This is a genomic window from Streptomyces sp. WAC03905 (genome assembly GCF_057371075.1).
In genome coordinates this window covers 5,386,209-5,408,240 of sequence record NZ_JBXYDZ010000003.1, presented here as the reverse complement: position 1 = coordinate 5,408,240, position 22,032 = coordinate 5,386,209, and the positions used below count along the sequence as shown (strand labels likewise).

Sequence of the window (22,032 nt, the reverse complement as noted above, 5' to 3'; positions counted from 1 at the left end):
CCGTCGATGCCGGCCAGCACCACCACGACCACCGCACCCGCAGTCCTCACCGCCAAGGCCCTGCTCCTCGACATGGACGGCACGATCGTCAACTCCGACGCGGTGGTCGAGCGCTGCTGGCGCGACTGGGCGGTCTCCCACGGGCTGGACCCGCAGGAGGCCCTGAAGGTGGTCCACGGCCGCCAGGGCTACGCCACCATGGCCGTCCTGCTGCCGGACCGCCCCATGGAGGTCAACTTCGCCGAGAACGCGGTGATGCTGGCGCGCGAGACGGCCGACACCGACGGCGTGGTCCCGGTCGCGGGCGCCCCGGCGTTCATGGCCGCGATCGACGGTCTGCCGCACGCCCTGGTGACGTCGGCCGACGCCGCTCTGGCCGCCGCCCGGATGATGGCCGCCGCGCTCCCGATGCCCGAGGTGCGGATCACGGCCGAGTCCGTCGGAGCCAGCAAGCCGGACCCCGAGGGCTTCCTCAAGGGCGCCGCGGCCCTGGGCGTGGACCCTGCCGACTGCATCGTCTTCGAGGACTCGGCCGCGGGCATCGCCGCCGGCCGGGCGGCGGGCATGCGCGTGATCGGCGTGGGGCCCCGCGCAGCCGCGCACGGCCCGACCGTGCACGTCCCCGACCTGACCTCCGTCGCCGTCACGACCGGCCCCGACGGCTCGATCCGCCTCACGGTGCGGCCGCCGGCCCAGGACGCGCCCGCGCGGTAGCGCGGCCTCCCGGAAGGCAGGGCCGCGCGGCCACTGCCCGCGCGGCTACTGCCCCACACGCCCGTCGATGCGCTCCCTCAGCAGGTCCGCGTGGCCGTTGTGGCGGGCGTACTCCTCGATCATGTGGACCAGCACCTCGCGCAGTTCCATCGGCTCGCCGCCGCAGTCGCCCGTGACGTCCATGCCGGGCGCGCGCGACGAGCCGTTCCGCGAAGGCGACCTCGTCCCGCCAGGTCGCCCAGGCCTCCGCCACCAGCGCCGGGTCGCCCGCCGCGCCGGTGAACTCCCCGGCGGGCTCCGCCTCCGAGCGGTAGTGCCGACGTACCCCCTGGCCTGCCATGACCTGCCGGAACCAGTACTGCTCGACGCCCGCGAGGTGGCGTACGAGGCCCAGCAGGGACAGGTCTGAGGGTTCCACCGAGCGGCGCGCCAGGGCCTCCGCGTCAAGGCCCGCGCACTTGAGCTCCAGGGTGATCCGCTGGTCGCGCAGGTAGCCGGCGAGTACGTCCCGCTCGCCGCGGAAGCCTCCGTCGGTGCGGGTGTCCTCGTCGGGGTGGACGAACATGTTGGACCAGCCGAAACGGCGCCCGGGAGCCGGATCGGGGCCGGTGGGGGAGGTTGCGTCGATCACGCGCAGAGCGTGCCCTCCGGCCCCGCCCCCCGCAACGGGTTCTACCGCCGCCGTCACCACCGGCGCCCGGGAGGAGGCCCGGCCCCGGCCCGTGACCGGTGCCGGGGCCCGTCACGGAGCCGGGTACGCCGTCAGCCCGCGATCGCCTCGTACAGCGAGAAGACGGCCAGCGCCGCCATCACGGCGGCCGCGACCTTGGTGATCAGCCGCAGCGGTACGTACTTCATCAGCGTGCGGCCACCCAGGATGCCGATGCCCGCGACCGCCCACAGGGCCAGCACGGCGCCGATGCCGACGGAGACCGGGTCGTCGTACCGGGCGGCCAGGTTGGCGGTCATGATCTGGGTCAGGTCACCGAACTCCGCGACCAGGATCAGCATGAAGCCGGCCCCCGAGACCTTCCAGAAGGACTGGTCGGCGGGCGGTTTGATCTCCTCGTCCCCGTCGTCCTTCTTCAGGAGCAGCATGGCCGCGCCCAGGAGGAAGAGGACGCCGACGACCGCCTGGACGAGGCGGTGCGGCAGCAGGGTGAGCACGCTGCCCGCGGCGATGGCGAGGGCGACGTGCACGGCGAAGGCGGCGGCGACGCCCGCGAAGACGTAGGAGGCGCGGTAGCGCGTGCCGAGCATCAGGCCGGCGAGGGCCGTCTTGTCGGGGAGTTCGGCAAGGAAGACGACGCCGAAGGCGATCGCCGTGATGCTGAAGCTGAACACGGAGGTGGAACCTCAATCGGTCGGGCAGGACGCCATCGGGACCGAGAGACCTGGGGTGTTTCAGGGGTCGCTTCGGCTCGGCGGCGCCCTGGCTCGCGCGTGCGCGTACGGAACGCGCCCACGCAGGGACAGGACACTGCGGCCGAAGGTCTCGCTGGCCGACCGTTGTGCGCGGTCTGCCTCCGGGCGCCGGCTGGGTGACCCAGCAGTATGTCGACGTTCCGGCGAAGAGCTACTCCCCTTCTGCTCCGAACAGAGTACGCGACGCCGGTGGGGGCCCGGAATGGGCCTTTGGCCCCGCCGCGCCGGATACGGCCCGGCCCCGGCCGGCCCCACCTGCCCCGGCCCCGCCTCCCGCACCCTTCCACACAACCCACCCGAACCCTGGCGGAATCTCAACTTCCATTTAAATCAGGGGGCTTGCGTGGCTTGATGTGACGTGCCCATGTCGCCACGCTGTCACCTGGCGCCCATCCCCTCGCAACCCGGCGGCGCCAACATGGCCACGCCCCGCCGGGGCGACACGGCCGAACCCCCCGCACCCAGGGAGCCCCTCATGGCACTCATACCCAACGTCTACGCGCGTCGAATTGGCGTGCTCGCGTCAGCTGCCGCGCTGGCCGCGCTCACCTCCCTCGTCAACGCCCCGACCGCCGCGGCCGCCCCGCCCACCCCCATGAGCGCCTCGGCCGCCCGCGCCTACCTGGCGACGGTCACGCCGAAGACGGAAGGGTCCACCAGCGGGTACAGCCGCGACCTCTTCCCGCACTGGAGCACCGTCTCCGGCACCTGCAACACCCGCGAGACCGTCCTGAAGCGGGACGGCGTGAACGTCGGCCAGGACTCCGCCTGCGCCGCGGTGAGCGGAAGCTGGTACTCGGAGTACGACGGCGCCACCTGGACGGTCGCCGGCGACCTCGACATCGACCACGTCGTGCCGCTCGCCGAGGCCTGGCGTTCCGGCGCCTCCTCCTGGACCACGTCCAAGCGCCAGCAGTTCGCCAACGACCTCACCCGCCCCCAGCTGATCGCGGTCACCGACAACGTCAACCAGGCCAAGGGCGACCTCGACCCCGGCAAGTGGCTGCCGCCGCGGACCGCCTACCGCTGTACGTACGCGCGGATGTGGGTCAACGTGAAGCAGTACTGGAACCTCAGCATGGACTCCGGCGAGAAGACGGCCCTGGTGAACGTCCTGAACGGCTGCTGACGGTCCACTTCCCGTTTCGGCCGGTCTCTCCCCCGCCAGGGGGAGGCGTCGCTCCCCCTCCCCGTCGTACCGTGATCGAAGGGGACACGGAGGAGGGGGAGTTGCATGGCCGGATTGCGTCTGGGACCGCTGCTGCGCCACGTCGATTGGGAGACGGGCGGAGCGGCCACCATCTGGGTCGAGGCGGACCGCCCGTGCACGGCCGAAGTGCGCTGCGCGGACGGGGCCGCCGGCAGCGCGCGGACCTTCCAGATAGCCGGACACCACTACGCCCTGGTGCCGGTGACCGGCCTGACCCCGGGCACCACCACGCCCTATGAGGTGCTCCTCGACGGCCGGCGGGTGTGGCCGCTGCCCGACAGCGGCTTCCCGCCGAGCACGATCACCACTCCGGCCGTGGCGGGCCCGGCCCTGCCCGCACCCGGGCTGCGCGTCACCTTCGGCTCATGCCGTCAGGCCGCGCCGCCCGCCGGCCGGCGCGGTCCCCACGGCGCGGACGCGCTCGACACCCTCGCGGCGCGGCTGGCCGCGGAACCGGACGCGGAGCGCCCGGACCTCCTGCTCCTGCTCGGCGACCAGGTGTACGCCGATGCCCTGTCGCGGGAGACCCGGAAGTGGCTGGCGGCCCGGCGGGACCTGCGGGAGGCGCCGGGCGCCCAGGTCGCGGACTACGAGGAGTACACCCGGCTCTACTACGAGTCGTGGCTCGACCCGGAGATCCGCTGGTTGCTGTCGACGGTGCCGAGCCTGCACATATTCGACGACCACGACGTTATCGACGACTGGAACACGAGCGCCGCGTGGCTCGCCGAGATGCGGGCGACACCGTGGTGGCGGGAACGCGTGCTCAGCGGCCTGATGTCGTACTGGGTGTACCAGCACCTGGGCAATCTCTCGCCCGCCGAGCTGGCGGCCGACGGGCTGTATGCGGCGGTCCGCGAGGATCCCGACGGCACCGACGCGCTACGGGCCTTCGCCTCCGCGGCGGACGCCGATCCGGCCACGGTGCGCTGGAGCTATCGCCGCGACTTCGGGCGGACGCGGCTGCTGATGGTGGACACGCGGGCCGCCCGCGTGCTGGCCGAGGACGGGCGCGCGATGCTCGATCCGGCGGAGCAGCAGTGGCTGCGGGAGAACGCCCTCGCGGGGCACGGGGGTTACGACCACCTGCTGATCGGGTCCTCGCTGCCCTGGCTGATGCCGCCGCTGATCCATGACGCGGAGACGTGGAATGCGGCGCTGTGCCGCGGGGACCGCGGCCCGCGGTGGGCCCGGATCGGTGAGGACCTGCGGCGGCGCAGCGATCTGGAGCACTGGGCGGCGTTCCCCGCGTCGTTCGCGGCGCTGACGGATCTGATCGAGGAGGTGGGCACGGGTCCGCGGGCGCCGGCGACGGTGTGCGTGCTGTCGGGGGACGTGCACCACGCATACGTGGCGGAGCCTCGCATACCGAGCACGTCCCGCATATTCCAGCTGACGTGCTCACCGGTCCACAATTCCATCCACACCGTGGTGAAGTGGGGCTTCCGGTTGGGCTGGTCACGGACGGGCAGGTGGCTGGGCCGCGGCTTCTCGCTGCACGGGCGGACGGGTCGCCCGCCGGTCAACTGGCGGCGCACGGGCGGCCCGTGGTTCGGGAACCAGCTGATGACGCTGGCGCTGTCCGGGCGGACCGCGCGGCTGCGCCTGGACCAGGCGCGCAAGAAGCGGGAGGGTGCCCGGCTGGTCCCGGTGCTGGACCGGGAGCTCACGGCCGCAGAATAGGGCCGGCCGCTCGGGACGCGCCTGGGGCGGACGGTCCGCCCCGGGCTCCCGGGGCGGGAGTGGCGGGCGTACGCTGTATGGCTGTCAGCCGCCCCTGCCGCTCCCCCGCGACGTCGCGGCGCTTCATGCCGCAGCACGTCAACCGGACTGGGGAGTCCCGCTTTGTTGGAGACTTTGGGGTCGCTGACCGCGAGCCCATGGATCTACGCCCTGGTGGCGGGGTCCATCGTGCTCGACGTCTTCCTTCCGGTGCTGCCGAGCGGGGTACTGGTGATCACCGCTGCCGCGGCTGCCGCGGCCGCGGCCGGGACGACCGGCGCGGTGCCGGTCCGGGTGCCCGAGCAGGTGCCGGACATCCTGCTGCTCCTCGTGATCGCGACGACGGCATCGGTGCTGGGTGACATGGCCGCGTTCCGGCTGGCCCGGCACGGCGGGGCCCGGCTGGACCGGGCCATCGCCCGCTCGCGCCGGCTGACGCGCGCCCAGGAGCGCCTGGGCACGGCCCTCGCCCGCGGGGGCGGCGCCCTGGTGGTGATCGCCCGCTTCGCCCCGGCGGGACGGAGCGTGGTGTCGCTGGGAGCGGGCAAGACGCAGCGCAAGGTGGCGGAGTTCCTGCCCTGGTCGGTCCTGGCGGGCATGGCGTGGGCCGGGTACAGCGTGGCGCTGGGCTACTTCGGCACCCGATGGCTGGGGACCCAGTGGCTCGGCACGGCCGTGTCGATCGTCGCCCTCTTCGCCGCCGGCGCCCTCGCGGCATTCCTGGTGCGCCGCCCGCCCTCGGCCGCAGCCGCGACTCCGGCGGCCTGAGTCGTGTCCGCGTAGTCCCACCCCCAGCTGGAGGTACCCCGGCCCGCTGGGGGTGTGCGCCCGGCCGGCGCCACGTCGCGGACACTCCTTCGAGGGTTCCTGCCGGGTTCGCCCGGACCGGCGGGGCTCCCCCGGGCGGAGCAGTGGCTCACCCGTTCGCCCGGCCCCGATCGCCGCCTGCGGGCCGGGCTCCTAGCGTCCTGGGGACGGTGCGCAACCGCATCCGCGTCACATCCGTGGCCCGGCCGCGCCGTTTCGAGGAGCCGAGGAGTTCCCTCCATGCCCGCCACGCCGCTCGCCCAGCCGCCGGCCACCGCGCCCCCCACGCGGTCCGCCACCCCGCGCCGTCTGATGACCGCCGCGGCCGCCGCCCTCGTCGTCGCCGCCACGCCCGTCACCCTCGCCCACGCCGCGCCGTCCGCCGGCGTCTCCCCCACCGCGGTCGCCCCGGGCGGCCGGGTCGCCCTGAACATCGAGGGATGCGGCACCAAGGTCGCCCGGGTCACGTCCACCGCGTTCAGCGAAGTACGGCTGACCCCCGGAAACCTCGAAGCCACCAACCTCATCGGCAACGCCACCGTCTTCAACAACGCCAACCCCGGCACCCACCGGGTCCTCTTCGAGTGCGGCGGTCCCGGCGGCGAGCGCGTCACCGTCTCCCTCCAGGTCACCCCCGGCGCGGCCCGCGGCGGTACGGGCGGCAGCATCGGCGCGATGAGCCCGGCCGAGATCGCCGTCGGCGGCACCCTCGCCGCGGCCGCCCTGATCGGCGGCGTGTGGGTGCTGCGCCGCCGCGCGGCCGCGTAAGGGCGTACGCGGATCAGGCCGGGGCGGCCTGCCCCCGTACGTGCACGCCGTCGAGCAGGGCCGCGGTGGCTTCGGCGATGGCGTCCACCGCCTCGTCGAACACCTCGCGGTTGTGCGCGGCGGGCACCCGGAACCCGGACACCTTCCGCACGTACTGCAGCGCGGCGGCCCGGATCTCCTCCTCGGTCGCCTTCTCGGGGATGGCGGGCGGACGCAGGGTCTTAATCGATCGGCACATGTCTCCACTATCCCGCTTACCGGGGCAGCTCGGCCCCGGAAAGCTTCATGATCAGTCCGGCCTGGAGCCGGGCCCTCAGCTCCGGGTCGTCGACGGTTTCCAGCAGTCCGATGGCCTGCTGGGTGGTCTCGGCGGCCCGGCGGTCGTCGCGCAGCGAGGCGGTCTGGTCGGCCATGTGCCGCAGGGCGATGTCGGCCCGCCGGTGGAAGAGCTGCCCGATCAGGGTCGTGACCAGGCCCGTCGCGCTGGTGACGATGCCGAGGTAGAGCTCCCCGCCGGTTTCGGCCTTCCGTACCGCGAGCCCGATGCCGACGAGCAGGATCGCCGCGCCGGCCCCGGCGAAGCGCTGGCTCGTCCCGAAGCTGCTGCGGGCCTGCGTCAACCCGTAGGCGTAGTACTCGACGAGGATCGGGGTGAAGTCGTCCCGCCGGTCACCGAGCCGCGCGTGCGAGCGCCGGCCACCGCCGACGTCCTGGTACTTTCCGGCCCCGGGCACGGCGCTCGGCGGCCCGTCGTCCCCGTCCGGGTCCTGGAGCCGGGCGAGCAGCCTGGCCCGCTCCTCTTCCCGTCTGCGCTCGAAGCCCGCCCCCAGGGAGCGCTCCGTCAACGCCAGTACCAGCACCGCGACGACCACGGCCGCGCCCACCGCACCCCATGCGAGCCACTCGCCCATCCCCCGACGATCCCACGCGCCACCGCACCGGCCAAGAGGCCCTGATGCGGACGCCCCGGCCCACGCCTAGACTGACGGCGTCATGAAAGGTCACCGAGAGTAGGGAGACTGTCACCATGGCCAAGCGAGGCAACAAGAAGCGGGCCCGCAAGAAGAGGAAGGCCAACCACGGCAAGCGCCCCAACGCCTGAGCCGTCCGAAAGACCCCCGACCTCCCCGGGCCGGGGGTCTTCGCACGTCAAGTCACGAATTCTCCTGGCATGACGCACATCGGCACGGCGGGGCGTAATGGCGGACAAGCAGTCCCTGTCCCCGCCCGAGAAATGATGTGACGGCCATGCTCCCCACCCCCGCTCCCGCCTACCCGCTGCGCGTCGAGGCGACCCCGGACCCCCGGCTCAGCCGATGGATGTGGCTGGTCAAATGGCTCCTCGCCCTCCCCCACCACATCGTGCTGTTCTGCCTGCACATCGGCTTCGTGCTGGTGAGCGTGGCCGCGTTCTTCTGCATCGTCATCACCGGCCGGTATCCGCGGCCCCTCTTCGACTTCAACGTCGGCGTCATCCGCTGGAGCACGCGCGTCCAGTACTACTGCTCCATGGTGCTCGCCACCGACCGGTATCCGCCGTTCACCCTCAAGGACGTTCCGGCGTACCCGGTCCGCGTGCACGTCGCGTACCCGGCCCGCCTCTCCCGCCGGCTCGTCCTGGTCAAGTGGCTCCTGGTCGTCCCGCAGTTGCTGGTGGTCGGCATGCTGGTCACCAGCGGCTGGAGCGCGTACCGCTACATGCAGGACTACAGCCCCTTCTCCGGCCTCATCGGCCTGCTGTCCCTGGTCGCCGTCCTGACCCTGGCCTTCACCGGCCGCTACCCCCGGGGCCTGTTCGACCTCCTGATGGGCCTGGTCCGCTGGACCCTGCGCGTCCTCGCCTACGCGTCCCTCATGACCGACAGGTACCCCCCGTTCCGCCTGGACCCCGGCGGCCCCGACCTCCCAGCCACCGCCCACCCCTGACCCACGACAACGGGCCCCCGCCACCCCAGCGCGCGGCCGGCCCGACCGACCAACAGCCGCGCCACCCACGCATCCGTGAGCTGGTACCGCCCGAGCCCGCCCGGGTGCCGGCGACCAGCTGCTCGGCCTCGCCGGCGAGGTCGGCACGCCAGCTCGTCGTCGGTCTCGCCACCATGTGCGGACCGCGCCCTCACCAGCGACAACGGGTTTCCGGGTCCTACCGGTCGCGCCGGCGTTGGGTGCGGGAGGAAGCGGACTCGCGAGGACACCCCTCGGCTCCGGTACCCAGCCCCCGGGGCGCATGCACAGGCGGCGGAGGCCGAGCGCCCAGGAGACTGCCGTCGCTTCAGCCGTCAAAGGCCCCCAACCAAGATCGGTTGGAGGCCTTTTGACTGGTGGGCGCGGACGGTTTCGAACCGCCGACATCTGCTTTGTAAGAGCAGCGCTCTACCCCTGAGCTACGCACCCGTGGATGAGTGGACAGCCTACATGCCGGGCGCACCCCCCACGCAAACCGGTTCCCGTGGGAGAGAATGGACCGGGGCATGGCGGACACGTACGGGAGAGGGACTGTGACGACGGCATCCCGGCGGTGGTTCGGTGGGCGGGACGAGAGTCGGCGGGCGGATGCGCAGGCGGCCAAGGACGCTGCCGCCGCGGCGTTCTACGAGCTGGACACGGCGCAGCGGGATCTGCGGATCTCCATCGAGACGATCGCCGCGGCGGACGGGTCGCCCGCCGCGCGGCAGGCGACCGAGGGGTTCGCCGCGCTCGGGCAGCGCATCGACCAGGTCAGCCACGTCTACATCGAGGCGGTCGACGCGCACGACCTGGACCGGGCGGAGTTGGAGGCCTCGGCCGCCACGCGAGCGCGGGAGCAGCTGACCCGGGCCCGGGACGAACTCCTGCGGGTCAAGGGGGAGCTGGAGCGGTTCGCGCAGGGGCTGCAGCCGCTGCTGGACAGGGCCGAGACGCAGTTGGCGCGGGTCGCGCCGGCCCGGGAGCGGGCCAGGGCCGCGCTGATCGGAGCCAGTGACGCGCTGGACGCCGTACGGGCCAAGGGGATGCGGGCCGACGACCTGGCGGCGCGGCTGGCGGCGCTGGGGCCGGAGCTGACCAAGCTGAACCAGGGCGCGGCGCAGCACGGGGTGCAGGAGACGGTGCAGCGCGCCGACCGGATCCTGCGCGACGCGGAGGCCATACGGGTCGAGGCGGCGCGGCTGCCCGAGCGGGCGGCGGAGATCGACCGGCGGCTGGTGAGCCTGCGGACGCGGGCGCAGGCGCTGCGCAATCGGGCGGACCGGGTGGATCCGGTACTGAGCGAGCTGCGGCGGCGGTTCAGCGCGGCGTGCTGGCAGGACCTGCAGCACGTGCCGGACGAGGCGGTGCGGGACGTGTCGCGGGCCGAGGAGCAGCTGCGGGAGGCGGGCGTGGCCCGTGACGAGCAGCGCTGGGCGGACGTGGGGACGCTGATCGAGGCGGTCCGCGGTGCGCTGGACGCGACGGACGAGGCGATGTCGGCGGCGCAGGACCGGCTGACGCGGCTGGAGGCGGTGGCGCGGGACCCGCAGGCGGAGGTCGACCGGACCCGCTTCGCGATCCGGGACGCGCAGCGGCTGGCGATGGCGGGCCGCAGCGTGCCGGATCCGCGGCACGCGGGGCCGCTGGACGACGCGGTGGCCCGGGTGGGCCGGGCGTTGGCGGGGCTGGAGGCGCGGCACCCCGATTACTGGGCGTTCCTGCTGGAGATGGAGGCCGTTCGGGCTTCCGTGAACCGTGTGGTGACCGGCATCCGCGAGGAGCGCGGCCAGGGCTGAGGAGCGCGGCTCCCTGTCCTGGCCCCACCGCCCGAGCGCCTCGGCGCCCGCCCCGGCCCCGCCCGCCCCTGCCCGCCCCGGCCCCGCGCCCGCCCGCGGCCGCCGTGCTCCTCGGGGCCGTCCTGGTTGTCGCCGGGCGGTCCGCGGCGGATGCTGGGGGTACGGGACGGAGCAGAGGAGGCCTCCATGGCTGCCCACACCTTCCACAAGCCGCGCGCGTCCCAGGTACCACCCGTGTCCCGGGCGCCGTACGCACCGCATGCGGCGTACGGGTGCACCGAGCCCCACGAGCACTACGCGCCCTACGTGGCCCACGAGCCGTCCGAGACGGACGTGCCGCCGGACCCGCACCCGTTCGGGCGGCGGGTGCAGCGCGCGCTGCATCCCGTCAACGCTCAGCTCGACGAGCACCTGCCCATCGACCACAAGCTCAGCCAGGTGTACCGGGTCGGGGCGGGGCTGACCGGCCTGCTGCTGGTGGTGTTCGGGGTCCTGGGCCTGATCAACCGGATCGGGTTCTTCGACACGGGCGGCGACACGGTGCTGGCGCTGAACACCAACGGTGCGCTGAGCGTCCTGTCGATCTGCTTCGGCGGTCTGCTCATCCTCGGGATGGTGGTGGGCGGGACCTTCGCCTCGACGCTGAACATCGTGCTGGGCGTGCTGTTCATCGCGAGCGGCTTCGTGAATCTGGCACTCCTCGACACAGGACTGAACTTCCTGGCCTTCAGGATCCAGAACGTGCTGTTCAGCTTCGTCGTCGGCGTGATGCTGATGTGGTTCGGAATGTACGGGCGGGTCGGCAGCGCGCTGCCGCACGACAATCCGTACTGGCGGGCGCGCCACCCCGAGCAGGCGGCCCGGGAGGACCGGGCACGGGCGGCCCGCGCACGCCTCGGCCGGCCGGACACCGCCGGGGGACTGTCCGGCACCTGATCCGCGGACACCACCGGGATGCGTAGCGCACGGGCGGCGGGCGCGCTTAGCCTGTGCGCATGCCTCGTTACGAATTCCGCTGCCGGACCTGCGACGACACCTTTGAGGTCAGCCGGCCGATGGCCGAGTCCTCCGCGCCCGCCGACTGCCCGGCCGGGCACGCCGACACCGTCAAGCTGCTGTCCGCCGTCGCCGTGGGCGGGTCGGGCAGCGCCCCCGCGCCCGCGCGCCCCATGGGCGGCGGAGGCGGCGGGGGCTGCTGCGGTGGCGGCGGCTGCGGCTGACCGGCCCGGCCGCAGCCGCGGCCGCAGCGCCGGGCGGACCGCCACGGCCACGCCCGTCGCCACCGCCACGCCCGTCGCCACCGCCATCGCTGCCGCTACCGCTTGCGCGAGAGCGTGAGGCCGTCCGAGATCGCCAGCAGGACGGAGTCCATGCGCGGGTCCGCCGCGACGTGGTCGTTGAAGGCGCGCACGCCCGCCGCCGAGCCGGTGGCCGACTCGTCCAGGACCGTGCCGTGGTACAGGGTGTTGTCGGTGACGATCAGGCCGCCGGGGCGGAGCCTGGGCACCAGCTCCTCCCAGTAGGAGATCTGGCTCTCCTTGTCCGCGTCCACGTACGCCATGTCGATGTGGGGCTCGGCGGGCATCGCCCGCAGGGTCTCCAGGGCCGGTGCGATGCGCAGATCGATGCGGCCCGCGACGCCGGCCTCCTCCCAGGCCTCCCTGCCGTACGCCGTCCACTCCTCGGAGACGTCGCAGGCGATGAGGCGGCCGTCGGCGGGCAGGGCCTGGGCCATCGACAGGGCCGAGAAGCCGGTGAAGGTGCCGACCTCGACGATGAGACGGGCGCCGGTCAGGCGGACGAGGAAGGCGAGCAGCGGGCCCTGCTCCTCCGCGGACTGCATTCCGGCGACGTCGGGGAACTTCGCGTAGGTCCTGGCCACCAGGCCCCGCTGGACGGCGTCCAGCGGGGGGTTGTGGTCGAGCATGTACCGGTACAACTCGTCCGTGATCTTCGTGCTGTTGCCTTTGGTCATGCGTCCAGTCTGCCGAGCCGCGCGGCCTCCCGGGCGAATGCGCGCACCATTTCCTCGCCGGCCAGGACGCCCGTCTCGGGCAGGGCCGTCACCGTGGGCGCGGTCCAGGACGCGTCGGCCAGTTCGCCGTGGCCCGGGCGCCAGGCGGCGTCCGCGGCCAGCAGCAGATCGGCGTCGAGGAGCGAGTCTCCGGCGGCCAGGGTCGTGGTCGCTCCGGTACGGCGGGCGACCTCGTGCATGGCCGCGCTCTTGGTGAGCGGGCGGGGCACGGCGTAGATCTTCCGGCCCTGGAGGGAGACCGTCCAGCCGCGGGCCCCGGCCCACTCGCTCAGGGACTTGAGCCATGCGTCGGGGACCAGGGCCCGTTCGACGACGAGGTAGGCGAAGAGGTCCTCCGCGAGCCGTGCCTTGCGCAGCCACGCCGGGTCGGCGGTGGTCAGCAGGTGCTCGTGGACCTCCTCCAGCGGGGCGCACTCCTCGGCGAGGCGCGCCGCGACCTGCCGCCGCCAGTCGCGGTCCGGTACGCCGTCGACCAGGAGCTGCCCGCCGTTGGCGCAGATCGCGTACCGGGCGGGGCGGCCGGGGAAGCGGATGCGCTGGTACTGCTTGCGCGTGCGGGTGGTGGTGGGGACGAAGACGACGGACGGGTCCTCGGTGAGCTCCGCCAGCAGTGCCGCGGCCGTCTCCGTCATGTAGGACAGCGGCTTGCTCTCGTGGACCTCGACGCACAGCAGCCGCGGGGCCACCGGGTCGGGCATGGTCAGACCGAGGGCGGCCGCCGAGTAGATGAGCGTACGGTCGAGGTCACTGGCTACGAGGACAGTCACTTGGAGGCCACAGCCTTTCCGTCGGCGCCCGTGGCGCCGCGCGTGAATCGGGGGTGGATGAGGCCGACGCAGGTGTAGGGCAGTCCGTCGACCTCCTCCACCGGGACCCCGCGCTGCTCGGCGAGCAGGCGTACGTGGTCCAGGTCGGCCCCGGCGCCGCGCTGCGCCAGGATCTTCCACGGCACCCGGCGCAGGAGCACGCGGGTGGTCTCGCCGACGCCGGGCTTGACGAGGTTCACGTCGTGGATGCCGTACTCCTCGCTGATCCGCTCGACCGCCGCCCAGCCCTCCCAGGTCGGCGTGCGGTCGGCCGCGAGGAGTTCCTTGACCTCCTCGTCGACGGCGTCCGCCACGTCGTCGAAGTGGGCGGCGACCGCGTCGACGAAGGCGACGGAGACGTCGGCCCCGGCGAGCTCGCGGTAGAACTTCGCGCCGTGGAAGTCGGCGGGTCCGACCAGGTCGGACCTGAGAACCGTACGCGAGATGAGACCGGAGACGGTGGAATTGAGACAGGCGGAGGGGATCAGGAAGTCCTCCCGGGTGCCGTACGTGGGCACGCAGGAGCCGGGGTCGGCGAGGACGACGATCTCCGGGTCGAAGCCCGGGAACGGGGCGAGGGCGGCCTTCAGCTCACGGGTGATGGCGCCCTTGCCGGTCCAGCCGTCGACGAAGACGATGTCGGCGGGGTCGTGGTGGGCGGCCAGCCAGCGCAGGGCATTGGCGTCGATACCGCGGCCGCGCACGATGGAGACGGCGTAGTGCGGCAGGTCCAGGCCGTGCCGGGCGCGGGCCCAGCGGCGCATCAGGACGCCGACCGGGGTTCCGGCGCGGGCCAGGGAGACCAGGACCGGGGAGGGGGAGCGCTCGGCGAGGACGGTCTCGGTGACGGTGCCGACGGCGCGGGCGACCCGGGCGGCCGAGGCGGCCAGCGCGCTGCCGTACAGCTCCTGGTACTCGGGTGAGGGCTGGTACTCGACGGGCAAGGACTCGGCGTAGTGCGCGCCGCCGGCCTGGATGGCCTCCTCGCGCTCCTCGGTCGGGGCTTCGAGCTGCACACCGGAGAGGTCCTGGAGCAGCCAGCCGACGTCCTCGGGGGCGTAGGAGGAGAAGGCGGGGCCGCGCAGGGGCTCGGGCATGGTCGGCTCCTGCCGGTGGTCGGACGTGCGGGAGGGTATGGACGCCAGGGAGGCGAGGGACGCCACGGGCGGTATGTAGGACGGTACGACGGCCAGGACGAGGCGGCCGGTGTGCGGGGCGAGGGCCGCGAGGAGCCCCGTGTGCAGCTCGGCGGTGTCGCCGGCCGAGTCGACGACGGCGACGACGGTGTCGAACCGGGCGCCGTCCGAGGGGCGGGCGACGTTGTAGGCGTAGCGGTCGCCGGGCCCGTCGGCGGGGGCGTCGTGCGCGGGGAAGACCAGCCGGGTACGGATGGCGTAGCCGGGGTCGTCCACGGCGAGCACCGGGGAGCGGGTGGTGGTGGAGAAGCGGACCTCCCGGGCCGCCCCCGCCTCCTCCAGCGCCTTCGCGAGGCGCAGCGGCGCGTACATCAGCTCTTCGTTGCCGAGTACGAGGACCCGTCCGGGCTCGGTGCCGAGCGCGGCCGTGAGCTGCGCGGTGAAGGCCGGCAGGGCGGCGTCCAGGCGCCGGCGGTGTGCGGGGGTGAAGCCGTGGCGGCCGCCGTCGGGCAGGCGGGCCGGCCAGTTCAGGTCCACCCGGACGACGGACGCCTGCTCCGGCTGCGGCTCCGACGCCGTCTGCGTCAGCGATGCCGAAACGGAAGCCGAAGCCGAAGTCGACGCAGTGCCCGCGGCGGCCGCTTCGTACTCCTCCACCAGCGCCTGGCCCTTCGCCAGGACTCCGTCGGGGAGGGACACCGTGCCTGAGGCGAGGGCGATCAGGTCCACCCGGGCGCCCAGCTCGGCGGCGAACGCCGTCAGCCGGTCCCGGTCGGCCGGGGAGCGCATGTCGACGAGGGCGACGACCACGTAGTGCGAGCGGGGGTGGCGGGCGTGCAGGTCGCGGATGGTGTTCAGGACCGTGTTGCCGGTGGAGAACTCGTCGTCGACGAGGACCAGCGGCCCGTCGCCCGCGAGCAGCTCGGGGTCCTCGGGCAGCAGCAGGTGGGAGGTGGCGTGCGAGTGCGCCTCCTCGAAGCCGCCGGCCGTCGCCACACCCGGCACGGGCCGGCGGGTGGAGTGCAGGTAGGGGGCGGCGCCCACGCCGTCGGCGACGCAGTGGCCGAGGCCGGTGGCGGTCTCGGCGTAGCCGAGGACCACGGCCGCGGCCGCGCCGTCCTCGCCGAGCAGCGCCCGCACGCGCGTCCCGAGCCCGTACCCGGCGGCGTACACCGTGCGCGGGGACTGCGGGACGTGTTTGCCCAGCACCTGCGAGACCAGCAGGTGTGCGCGCTTGGGGTTGCGCCGCAGGGCCAGTCCGAGCAGCTCCGTCAGCTGCGGGCTCAGCCTCGGGCCGGGCCGCGGACCCCCTTCGGAGTCGTGCAGGCCGACGCCCAGCCGGTCCGCCACCCAGGTTCCCGACCACACCTCGTCGATCGTCTTGCCCTTCCTCGTCGTCTGCTTCGGCACCGGCCCGCTCACACCTGGAGCCCGGCCGTGAGCAGGTCGACGAAGCCGACCTGCTCGTTCGCCACACCGAAGACCTCGGCGCGCAGCATGGTGCGCTCGGCCCAGGCCCGGTGGGGCTTCACCTCGTTCATTTTGTTCGTATAAGCCGAGCGCATCACTCCGCCGCCGCCGCGCTCGGGCCGAAGGATGTCCTGGGCGTCGCAGAACTCCTCGTGCGAGACGACCGACAGGGCGTGCACGGGCGTGACGTGGGCCGGGTGGATGCAGGTCTTGCCGAGCAGCCCGTTGGCCCGGTCGAGCTCGATCTCGCGCAGCAGGCCGTCCAGGTCGTGCTCGATCAGCGCGGTGCGCAGCTCCTCGACGCCCTCCTCCAGGAAGGGGCTGCGGCGCAGCTGGGGCTTGAAGAGGCGCTGCTGGCTGCGGAAGTACTCCCAGACGGGGCCGGTCACGGTGAAACCGGTGCCGTCGGCCCTGCTGAGGACGTTGACGACGTCCGCGATGACGCCGGCGACGATCTGCACGTCGTAGGCGGTCATGTCGGGGGTGCGGCGCAGCCCGTAGGCGGAGCAGAAGTCGGTCACGCCCAGGCGCAGCGCGAGGACCCGCTCGCGGTGGCTGTTGACCGTGCGGGAGATGCCGGCGAGGGCTTCGACGCGGGTTTCGAGGTGGAGCAGCTCGGGGGTCTCCAGGACGGGCATGGCATACAGCCGGGCCCGTCCGCTCGCGGCCTCCGCCGCCGCGACGGCCTCCAGGAAGGGGATACCGCGCCGCTCGTCGAACTTGGGGAGTACGAATCCGGCCAGGTGCCGCACCGAGCGGCCGAGGCGGCGCGTGAGGTCGGGTATCTGCTCGGGCGTGCGGACGCGGACGAAGAGCAGCGGGAGCTCCGCGTCGTCCGCGGTCCCCTCGTCGAGGTCGGCGAACTGCCGGACGAGGTTCTCCTCGGCCCCGACGACGTCGGCGTCGCTGATGGAATCCTCCAGGCAGAGGACCATGGAGACCACTCCGCGGCCGGCCTGCTTGCGGATGTCCGCGGCCAGCGCGGGGCGGGTGGCCGGGCTGTAGAGGGTGGCCCCGAGGGCCGCCGCGAGGACGCGGGCGGGCGAGGCCCCGGTGAATTCCGCCGGTTCCTGGTGGAAGAGGTCCTTACGGACCGTGGGCGATACGTGCCCAAAGTGACGCATGTGCTTCCCCCGTACAACCTCGGCGGCCCAACTGGCATGGCCGGTAATAGTACGTACGAACGTGAGTCAAGAGTTCCTCAAGCACATGAAGTTCAGGTAACCCTCTTGCACCATGCCCAGCTCTCGCGTTCGGTACAAGGCCCAACGGGGGGCCGCATTGTCCCGCTCACCCCCGGGAGGGCAGGATGACGTGCATGACGCACGCGATGCAGAAGGGCTCGAACATCCCGGTGGCCCCCGTGGCGGTCCGGGCGGTGCTGCGCTGGACCGGCGGCCCCGAGGTGCCGGACGTGGACGCCTCGGCACTGCTGGTGGGCCCGGACGGCCGGGTGCGTTCGGACGAGGACTTCGTCTTCTACAACCAGCCCCGGCACCCCTCGGGGGCCGTCTGGCGCCTCGGCAAGAAGCAGGTCGGCGACGCCATCACCGACGCCGTCCAGGCGGACCTGCGGACGGTGACCCCATCCGTGGACCGGATCCTGGTGGTCGCCTCCGCCGAGGACGTCCCCTTCCAGCGGGTCCGCGACCTGCGGATCCTCCTGTACGACGCCACCGCGGCCGGGGCCGCCGAGCCTCTGGCCTACTTCGACGTGCGGCCCGAGACCGGCGCCGAGACGGCGCTGATCTGCGGCGAGCTGTACCGCCGGGGCGACGGGTGGAAGTTCCGGGCGCTCGGCGAGGGCTACTCCGACGGCCTGGTGGGCCTGGCGACCGACCACGGTATCTCGGTCGACGAGAACGCCGCGGAGCCCGGCGCGGACACGGACTCGGGCGCGGTCGCCGGGTCGGCCTCCGGCGCCGCGGCCTCCTCCGCGGGGCCCACCTCGGATCAGACGGCCGCGATGGCCCCGCCGACGCAGGCTCCGCCGGCCGCCCAGCCCGCCTACGGGTACCCGCAGCCGGTGTCGCCGGCCCCCGTGCCCGGACCGGGCGGCGACCCGTCCTTCCGGCTGCCGGCGCAGGGCCCGCAGTTCATCCGGCGCTGAGGCCGCAGGCCCGGCCGGAGCATCTCCGATGCAGTGGCGGCACCCCCGGTGCCGCGGCGGCATCCCCGGTGCCGCGGCCGGGCCGGGTCACCTCTTCGCACTCTTGTAGCCCCGCCCCCACTGGAGACCCCAGCCGTACAGCCGGTCCAGCTCGGACTGGAACCCGTACACGAACTTCACCTCGCGCTTCACGACCAGCTCGCCCTTGACCTTCTCCAGGGAGACGACGGCGCAGGAGCGGGCCTGCGGGTGCCGCTCGTCGAGCGGGATCTCGATCCGCGGTCCCGTCACCGGGTAGAGGGTCACCATGGCGTGCGTCCGGTCGAAGGCCGGGGTCTGGTCGTAGATGTAGACGAAGACGAGCAGGCGCTTGATCTCGTCGGCGTGGTCGAGGTTGATGTAGAGGGTCTCCCCCGATCCCGATCCGAACCGGTCGTCCCCGCTGAGCTTGACGAACGGCGGGTCGTTGAGGTCGCCCAGCAGGTTGCCCAGCGGCTGGACGGCGCCGCGCGTGCCGTCGGTCAGCTCGTACAGGCAGCCCATGTCGAGGTCGACGTTGACCATGCCCTGGGTGTGCGCCTGCACCATGTCCGGCTTGAACAGCTTGAACGGATGACGGAAGAGCTGGCCGCTCTGGCCGGAGCGGCCGCCGATGTCCGAGGTGCGCATGCGCCAGGACAGATTGACGCGCAGGTTGCCGTGGACGGCGCCCTGCCTGCTGAGCGACACCGTCGAATGTCGTTTGGTCAGCTCGATCGCGTTCGACGAGGCGCTGCCCGACTGGAACTGCACGGCCCGGCTGCCCAAGATGCCGTCGAAGAAGCCCATCCCCTACCCCCTGATCCCCTGGTCCCCTGATCCCCTGGGTCCTGCGAAGCCTACGGAAACGGGGCGGCCCGCCGGGTCCGTGGACCCGGTGGACCGCCCCGCATTGGAGCGTTCCGCATTAACGCCGCGGTCATGCCTCGGCGGTGGAACCCTCCAGTTCCAGGCGCTTGTTGCGGCGCACCGAGGACCAGAAGGAGGCGGCGATCAGCACCACGCCGATGAGACCGGTGATGATCTCGCTGATCTCGTGCTGGATGGTGACCAGCAGGATGACGGCGAGCGCGCCGATCGCGTAGTGCGCGCCGTGCTCCAGGTAGACGTAGTCGTCCAGGGTGCCCTGGCGGACCAGGTAGACCGTGAGCGAACGGACGTACATGGCTCCGATACCGAGGCCGAGCGCCATCCAGAAGATGTGGTTGGTGATGGCGAAGGCGCCGATGACCCCGTCGAAGGAGAACGAGGCGTCGAGGACTTCCAGGTAGAGGAAGAGGAAGAACGCGGCCTTGCCGGCGAGGCCGACGGCGGAGACGGGCTTGCCCGCGGCCTTGGCCTTCTCCTCCTCCTCGTGCTCGCGCTCCTCTTCCTCCTCCAGCTTGTCCTCGAAGTACGAGGACAGACCGCCGACGATGAGGTAGGTGATCAGACCGGCGACGCCGGCGAGGAGCACGGTGGCGGACTTGTCCTGGTGGCCGGTGCTGGTGTGGGCGTTGACGGCGAAGGTCATCGCCGAGACCAGCAGCGCGATCAGGGCGATGCAGACCGACAGCATGTCGACCTTGCCGAGCTTGGCGAGCGGACGCTCCAGCCACGCGAGCCACTTGTGGTCGCGCTCCTCGAAGATGAAGTCGAGGAAGATCATCAGCAGGAACATTCCGCCGAAGGCGGCGATGGCCGGGTGGGCGTCGGTGACCAGGGCCTCGTACTGCTCGGGCTGGTCCAGGGCCAGTTCGATGGCCTCGATGGGGCCGACCTTCGCACTGATGGCGACGATCGCCACCGGGAAGACGAGCCTCATGCCGAAGACGGCGATCAGGATGCCGACGGTAAGGAAGATCTTCTGCCAGAAGGCATTCATCTTCTTCAGGATTCCGGCATTGACGACCGCGTTGTCGAACGACAGCGAGATTTCGAGGATCGACAGGATCAGCACGACCCCGAACGCCTCCCACCCCCACTGCCACGCGGCAAAGGCAAGGCCGAGCGCCGTGATGGCGAACGACCAGCCGAAGGTTTTCAGAACCACTGGCACCTGGCACCCCATGCGTCTGTGTACGGCTTTACGAAACGTTGACCCCGAAGTCTAGAGCGATGCCCCGGAGCCCCGACGCGTACCCCTGCCCCACCGCCCGGAACTTCCATTCACCCCCGTACCGGTAGACCTCGCCGAAGATCATCGCGGTCTCGCTGGAGGCGTCCTCGGAGAGGTCGTAGCGGGCCAGTTCCTGGCCGTCGGCCTGGTTGACGACGCGGATGAAGGCGTTGCTGACCTGGCCGAAGCTCTGCCGGCGGGTGTCCGCCTCGTGGATGGAGACCGGGAAGACGATCTTGTCCACGTTCGCCGGGACCCGGGTGAGGTCGATGATGATCGACTCGTCGTCGCCGTCGCCCTCGCCGGTGAGGTTGTCCCCCGTGTGTTCGACGGAGCCGTCGGGGCTCGTCAGGTTGTTGTAGAAGACGAAGTAGTCGTCCCCCAGCACCCGGCCGCCGTTGCAGAGCAGCGCGCTGGCGTCGAGGTCGAAGTCGGCTCCCGTGGTCGAGCGCGCGTCCCATCCGAGACCGATCAGAACCCTGGTGAGGTTCGGTGCGGCCTTGGACAGGGAGACATTGCCCCCCTTGGCGAGTGTGACGCCCATGTTGTGGTCCTCCCCGGACGACGGTGTGGCGATGTGACGGTGGAACGGTGACGCGGTGGAACGGTGACGCGGTGACGCGGTGACGCGGCGGAACGGTCGAGCGGCGCAGCGGTGGAGAGTTCAGGCTGCGGAGCGGTGGAGTCCGGTGCGGGCGGCCAAGCAGGTCCGGCGCCGTACACACAGTGCACGGCGCCGGACGGATGCTGCTCTCAGGCTCAGACGTTGACGCCGAAGTCCTGCGCGATGCCGCGCAGACCCGAGGCGTAGCCCTGGCCGATCGCGCGGAACTTCCACTCCGCGCCGTTGCGGTAGAGCTCGCCGAAGACCATGGCGGTCTCGGTCGACGCGTCCTCGGAGAGGTCGTAGCGGGCGAGCTCGGTGTTGTCGGCCTGGTTCACGACGCGGATGTAGGCGTTGCGGACCTGGCCGAAGCTCTGCTGGCGGGTCTCGGCCTCGTAGATCGAGACCGGGAAGACGATCTTGGCGACATCGGCCGGGACGCCGGCGAGGTTGACCTTGATGGCCTCATCGTCGCCCTCGCCCTCACCGGTGGTGTTGTCACCGGTGTGCTCGACCGAGCCGTCGGGGCTCTTCAGGTTGTTGAAGAAGACGAAGTTCGCGTCGCTGGCGACCTTGCCCTGGTCGTTGGTCAGGATCGCGCTGGCGTCGAGGTCGAAGTCGACACCGGTGGTGGTGCGAGCGTCCCAGCCCAGACCGACGATGACCGCCGTCAGGTTAGGCGCGGCCTTGGTCAGCGAGACGTTGCCGCCCTTGCTGAGGCTGACTCCCACGGGTCCTCCATTGGGTTCTGTGTGGGGCGGTGCCCCGTCGTGCGGTTGCTACCGGATCAACGTTTCGATCCTAGTGACGGGTTCCCGCCCGTAAGCGGTTTTCGCAGGGAACTGCGCGTGACGGCCTGCGCAGACGCGCTCAGAGGCTGTCGAGCGCCTTGATGTACTCGTTCAGGTCACGCGCGTCGGGCAGTCCGTTGACGACAGTCCAGCGCACGACGCCGTCCTTGTCGATGATGAAGGTGCCGCGGACCGCGCAGCCCTTGCCCTCGTCGAAGACGCCGTAGGCGCGGGAGGTCTCGCCGTGCGGCCAGAAGTCCGACAGCAGCGGGTACTCCAGGCCTTCCTGCTCCCCGAAGACCCGCAGGGTCGGCACGGAGTCGTTGGAGACGGCGAGGAGCTGGACGTCGTCGTTCTGGAAGCGCGGGAGCTGGTCGCGCAGCTCGCACAGCTCGCCGGTGCAGACACCGGTGAAGGCGAACGGGTAGAAGAGCAGCACCACGGCCTTCTCCCCCCGGAAGTCGGAGAGCCGCACGGTGGCGCCGTGGTTGTCCTTGAGCTCGAAGTCCGGGGCCTTGTCGCCGACCTCGATCGCCATCTCTCGCATCCCTTCG

At 72.2% G+C, this 22,032-nt stretch carries 23 protein-coding genes, 1 tRNA gene and 1 pseudogene; 11 read left to right on the top strand and 14 right to left on the bottom strand.

The genetic code is table 11. The features are described 5' to 3' along the window. The first annotated feature begins 6 nt into the window (after positions 1–6). Positions 7–714, top strand: coding sequence for an HAD-IA family hydrolase (locus tag AC2RP6_RS26950; RefSeq protein WP_486448522.1), 708 nt, complete (start codon positions 7–9; stop codon positions 712–714). Between the two features lie 45 nt (positions 715–759). Here AC2RP6_RS26950 and AC2RP6_RS26945 read toward each other — a convergent pair. Together AC2RP6_RS26945 and AC2RP6_RS26940 are read right to left on the bottom strand one after the other, a co-directional pair. Beyond that, positions 760–1,279, bottom strand: a pseudogene (locus tag AC2RP6_RS26945) (DinB family protein). A gap of 197 nt (positions 1,280–1,476) precedes the next feature. After that, a complete protein-coding gene (locus AC2RP6_RS26940) occupies positions 1,477–2,058 on the bottom strand; it encodes a TMEM165/GDT1 family protein (RefSeq protein ID WP_403958786.1) in 582 nt (193 codons plus the stop codon). 565 nt (positions 2,059–2,623) lie between these two features. Here AC2RP6_RS26940 and AC2RP6_RS26935 point away from each other — a divergent pair. The 4 genes from AC2RP6_RS26935 to AC2RP6_RS26920 all read left to right on the top strand — a co-directional run bounded on the left by AC2RP6_RS26935 (position 2,624) and on the right by AC2RP6_RS26920 (position 6,646). Beyond that, entirely contained in the window at positions 2,624–3,268 is a 645-nt protein-coding gene (locus tag AC2RP6_RS26935) for an HNH endonuclease family protein (RefSeq protein WP_486450460.1), read from the top strand. A gap of 105 nt (positions 3,269–3,373) precedes the next feature. Next, positions 3,374–5,032, top strand: a complete 1,659-nt coding sequence (locus AC2RP6_RS26930; protein ID WP_486448521.1) for an alkaline phosphatase D family protein — start codon at positions 3,374–3,376, stop codon at positions 5,030–5,032. 162 nt (positions 5,033–5,194) lie between these two features. Next, positions 5,195–5,839, top strand: coding sequence for a DedA family protein (locus AC2RP6_RS26925; protein WP_486448520.1), 645 nt, complete (start codon positions 5,195–5,197; stop codon positions 5,837–5,839). Positions 5,840–6,118: 279 nt separating this feature from the next. After that, entirely contained in the window at positions 6,119–6,646 is a 528-nt protein-coding gene (locus AC2RP6_RS26920) for a hypothetical protein (protein ID WP_486448519.1), read from the top strand. Positions 6,647–6,659: 13 nt separating this feature from the next. Here AC2RP6_RS26920 and AC2RP6_RS26915 read toward each other — a convergent pair whose 3' ends face one another. Then, on the bottom strand, positions 6,660–6,884 hold the full coding sequence (locus AC2RP6_RS26915) for a DUF2277 domain-containing protein (RefSeq protein ID WP_030656990.1): 225 nt from the start codon (positions 6,882–6,884) through the stop codon (positions 6,660–6,662). Positions 6,885–6,900: 16 nt separating this feature from the next. After that, a complete protein-coding gene (locus AC2RP6_RS26910; RefSeq protein ID WP_486448518.1) occupies positions 6,901–7,557 on the bottom strand; it encodes a TRADD-N-associated membrane domain-containing protein in 657 nt (218 codons plus the stop codon). A 116-nt stretch (positions 7,558–7,673) separates the two neighbouring features. Between AC2RP6_RS26910 and AC2RP6_RS26905 the strand changes: the two genes are divergently transcribed. Both AC2RP6_RS26905 and AC2RP6_RS26900 read left to right on the top strand, forming a co-directional pair. Then, the gene (locus tag AC2RP6_RS26905; RefSeq protein WP_486450459.1) at positions 7,674–7,748 is read left to right on the top strand and encodes a 50S ribosomal protein bL37; all 75 of its coding nucleotides are present in this window, start codon (positions 7,674–7,676) and stop codon (positions 7,746–7,748) included. A 146-nt stretch (positions 7,749–7,894) separates the two neighbouring features. Beyond that, positions 7,895–8,572 carry a DUF4389 domain-containing protein gene (locus AC2RP6_RS26900; protein WP_486448517.1) on the top strand — a complete coding sequence of 226 codons (678 nt, stop codon included), beginning with the start codon at positions 7,895–7,897 and terminating at the stop codon, positions 8,570–8,572. 393 nt (positions 8,573–8,965) lie between these two features. Here AC2RP6_RS26900 and AC2RP6_RS26895 read toward each other — a convergent pair. Further along, a tRNA-Val gene (locus AC2RP6_RS26895) sits at positions 8,966–9,040 on the bottom strand. Positions 9,041–9,105: 65 nt separating this feature from the next. Here AC2RP6_RS26895 and AC2RP6_RS26890 point away from each other — a divergent pair. The 3 genes from AC2RP6_RS26890 (at position 9,106) to AC2RP6_RS26880 (ending at position 11,609) form a co-directional block, all read left to right on the top strand. Next, on the top strand, positions 9,106–10,389 hold the full coding sequence (locus tag AC2RP6_RS26890; protein WP_486448516.1) for a coiled-coil domain-containing protein: 1,284 nt from the start codon (positions 9,106–9,108) through the stop codon (positions 10,387–10,389). A gap of 186 nt (positions 10,390–10,575) precedes the next feature. After that, positions 10,576–11,325, top strand: a complete 750-nt coding sequence (locus AC2RP6_RS26885) for a DUF4383 domain-containing protein (protein WP_486448515.1) — start codon at positions 10,576–10,578, stop codon at positions 11,323–11,325. A gap of 59 nt (positions 11,326–11,384) precedes the next feature. After that, entirely contained in the window at positions 11,385–11,609 is a 225-nt protein-coding gene (locus AC2RP6_RS26880; RefSeq protein ID WP_030657003.1) for an FmdB family zinc ribbon protein, read from the top strand. Positions 11,610–11,704: 95 nt separating this feature from the next. On the opposite strand, the gene AC2RP6_RS26875 is transcribed toward AC2RP6_RS26880, so the two are convergent. From AC2RP6_RS26875 to AC2RP6_RS26860, 4 genes are read right to left on the bottom strand one after another with little or no spacing between them, the layout of a single operon-like run. After that, complete coding sequence (locus AC2RP6_RS26875) at positions 11,705–12,364, bottom strand: O-methyltransferase (protein WP_486448514.1); 660 nt, start codon at positions 12,362–12,364, stop codon at positions 11,705–11,707. Further along, positions 12,361–13,191 carry an HAD family hydrolase gene (locus tag AC2RP6_RS26870; RefSeq protein WP_486448513.1) on the bottom strand — a complete coding sequence of 277 codons (831 nt, stop codon included), beginning with the start codon at positions 13,189–13,191 and terminating at the stop codon, positions 12,361–12,363. The genes AC2RP6_RS26875 and AC2RP6_RS26870 overlap by 4 nt, the downstream gene beginning before the upstream one ends. Next, positions 13,188–15,776, bottom strand: a complete 2,589-nt coding sequence (locus AC2RP6_RS26865) for a phosphoribosyltransferase (RefSeq protein WP_486448512.1) — start codon at positions 15,774–15,776, stop codon at positions 13,188–13,190. Before AC2RP6_RS26865 ends, AC2RP6_RS26870 begins: the two co-directional genes overlap by 4 nt. Before the next feature lie 8 nt (positions 15,777–15,784). Next, complete coding sequence (locus AC2RP6_RS26860; RefSeq protein ID WP_486448511.1) at positions 15,785–16,960, bottom strand: HpcH/HpaI aldolase/citrate lyase family protein; 1,176 nt, start codon at positions 16,958–16,960, stop codon at positions 15,785–15,787. Between the two features lie 194 nt (positions 16,961–17,154). Here AC2RP6_RS26860 and AC2RP6_RS26855 point away from each other — a divergent pair, with 194 nt between their 5' ends. Beyond that, positions 17,155–17,946, top strand: a complete 792-nt coding sequence (locus tag AC2RP6_RS26855; protein WP_486448510.1) for a TerD family protein — start codon at positions 17,155–17,157, stop codon at positions 17,944–17,946. A gap of 87 nt (positions 17,947–18,033) precedes the next feature. Here AC2RP6_RS26855 and AC2RP6_RS26850 read toward each other — a convergent pair whose 3' ends face one another. From AC2RP6_RS26850 to AC2RP6_RS26830, 5 genes are all read right to left on the bottom strand, one after another. Further along, positions 18,034–18,774 (bottom strand): TerD family protein, encoded by a 741-nt coding sequence (locus tag AC2RP6_RS26850; protein ID WP_486448509.1) that lies wholly within the window; start codon positions 18,772–18,774, stop codon positions 18,034–18,036. 130 nt (positions 18,775–18,904) lie between these two features. Continuing rightward, a complete protein-coding gene (locus tag AC2RP6_RS26845) occupies positions 18,905–20,017 on the bottom strand; it encodes a DUF475 domain-containing protein (RefSeq protein WP_486448508.1) in 1,113 nt (370 codons plus the stop codon). Between the two features lie 34 nt (positions 20,018–20,051). Continuing rightward, positions 20,052–20,627 (bottom strand): TerD family protein, encoded by a 576-nt coding sequence (locus AC2RP6_RS26840; protein WP_030657020.1) that lies wholly within the window; start codon positions 20,625–20,627, stop codon positions 20,052–20,054. Positions 20,628–20,842: 215 nt separating this feature from the next. After that, entirely contained in the window at positions 20,843–21,418 is a 576-nt protein-coding gene (locus tag AC2RP6_RS26835) for a TerD family protein (protein ID WP_030026013.1), read from the bottom strand. 139 nt (positions 21,419–21,557) lie between these two features. Then, a complete protein-coding gene (locus tag AC2RP6_RS26830) occupies positions 21,558–22,016 on the bottom strand; it encodes a peroxiredoxin (RefSeq protein WP_486448507.1) in 459 nt (152 codons plus the stop codon). Between the last annotated feature and the right edge of the window lie 16 nt (positions 22,017–22,032).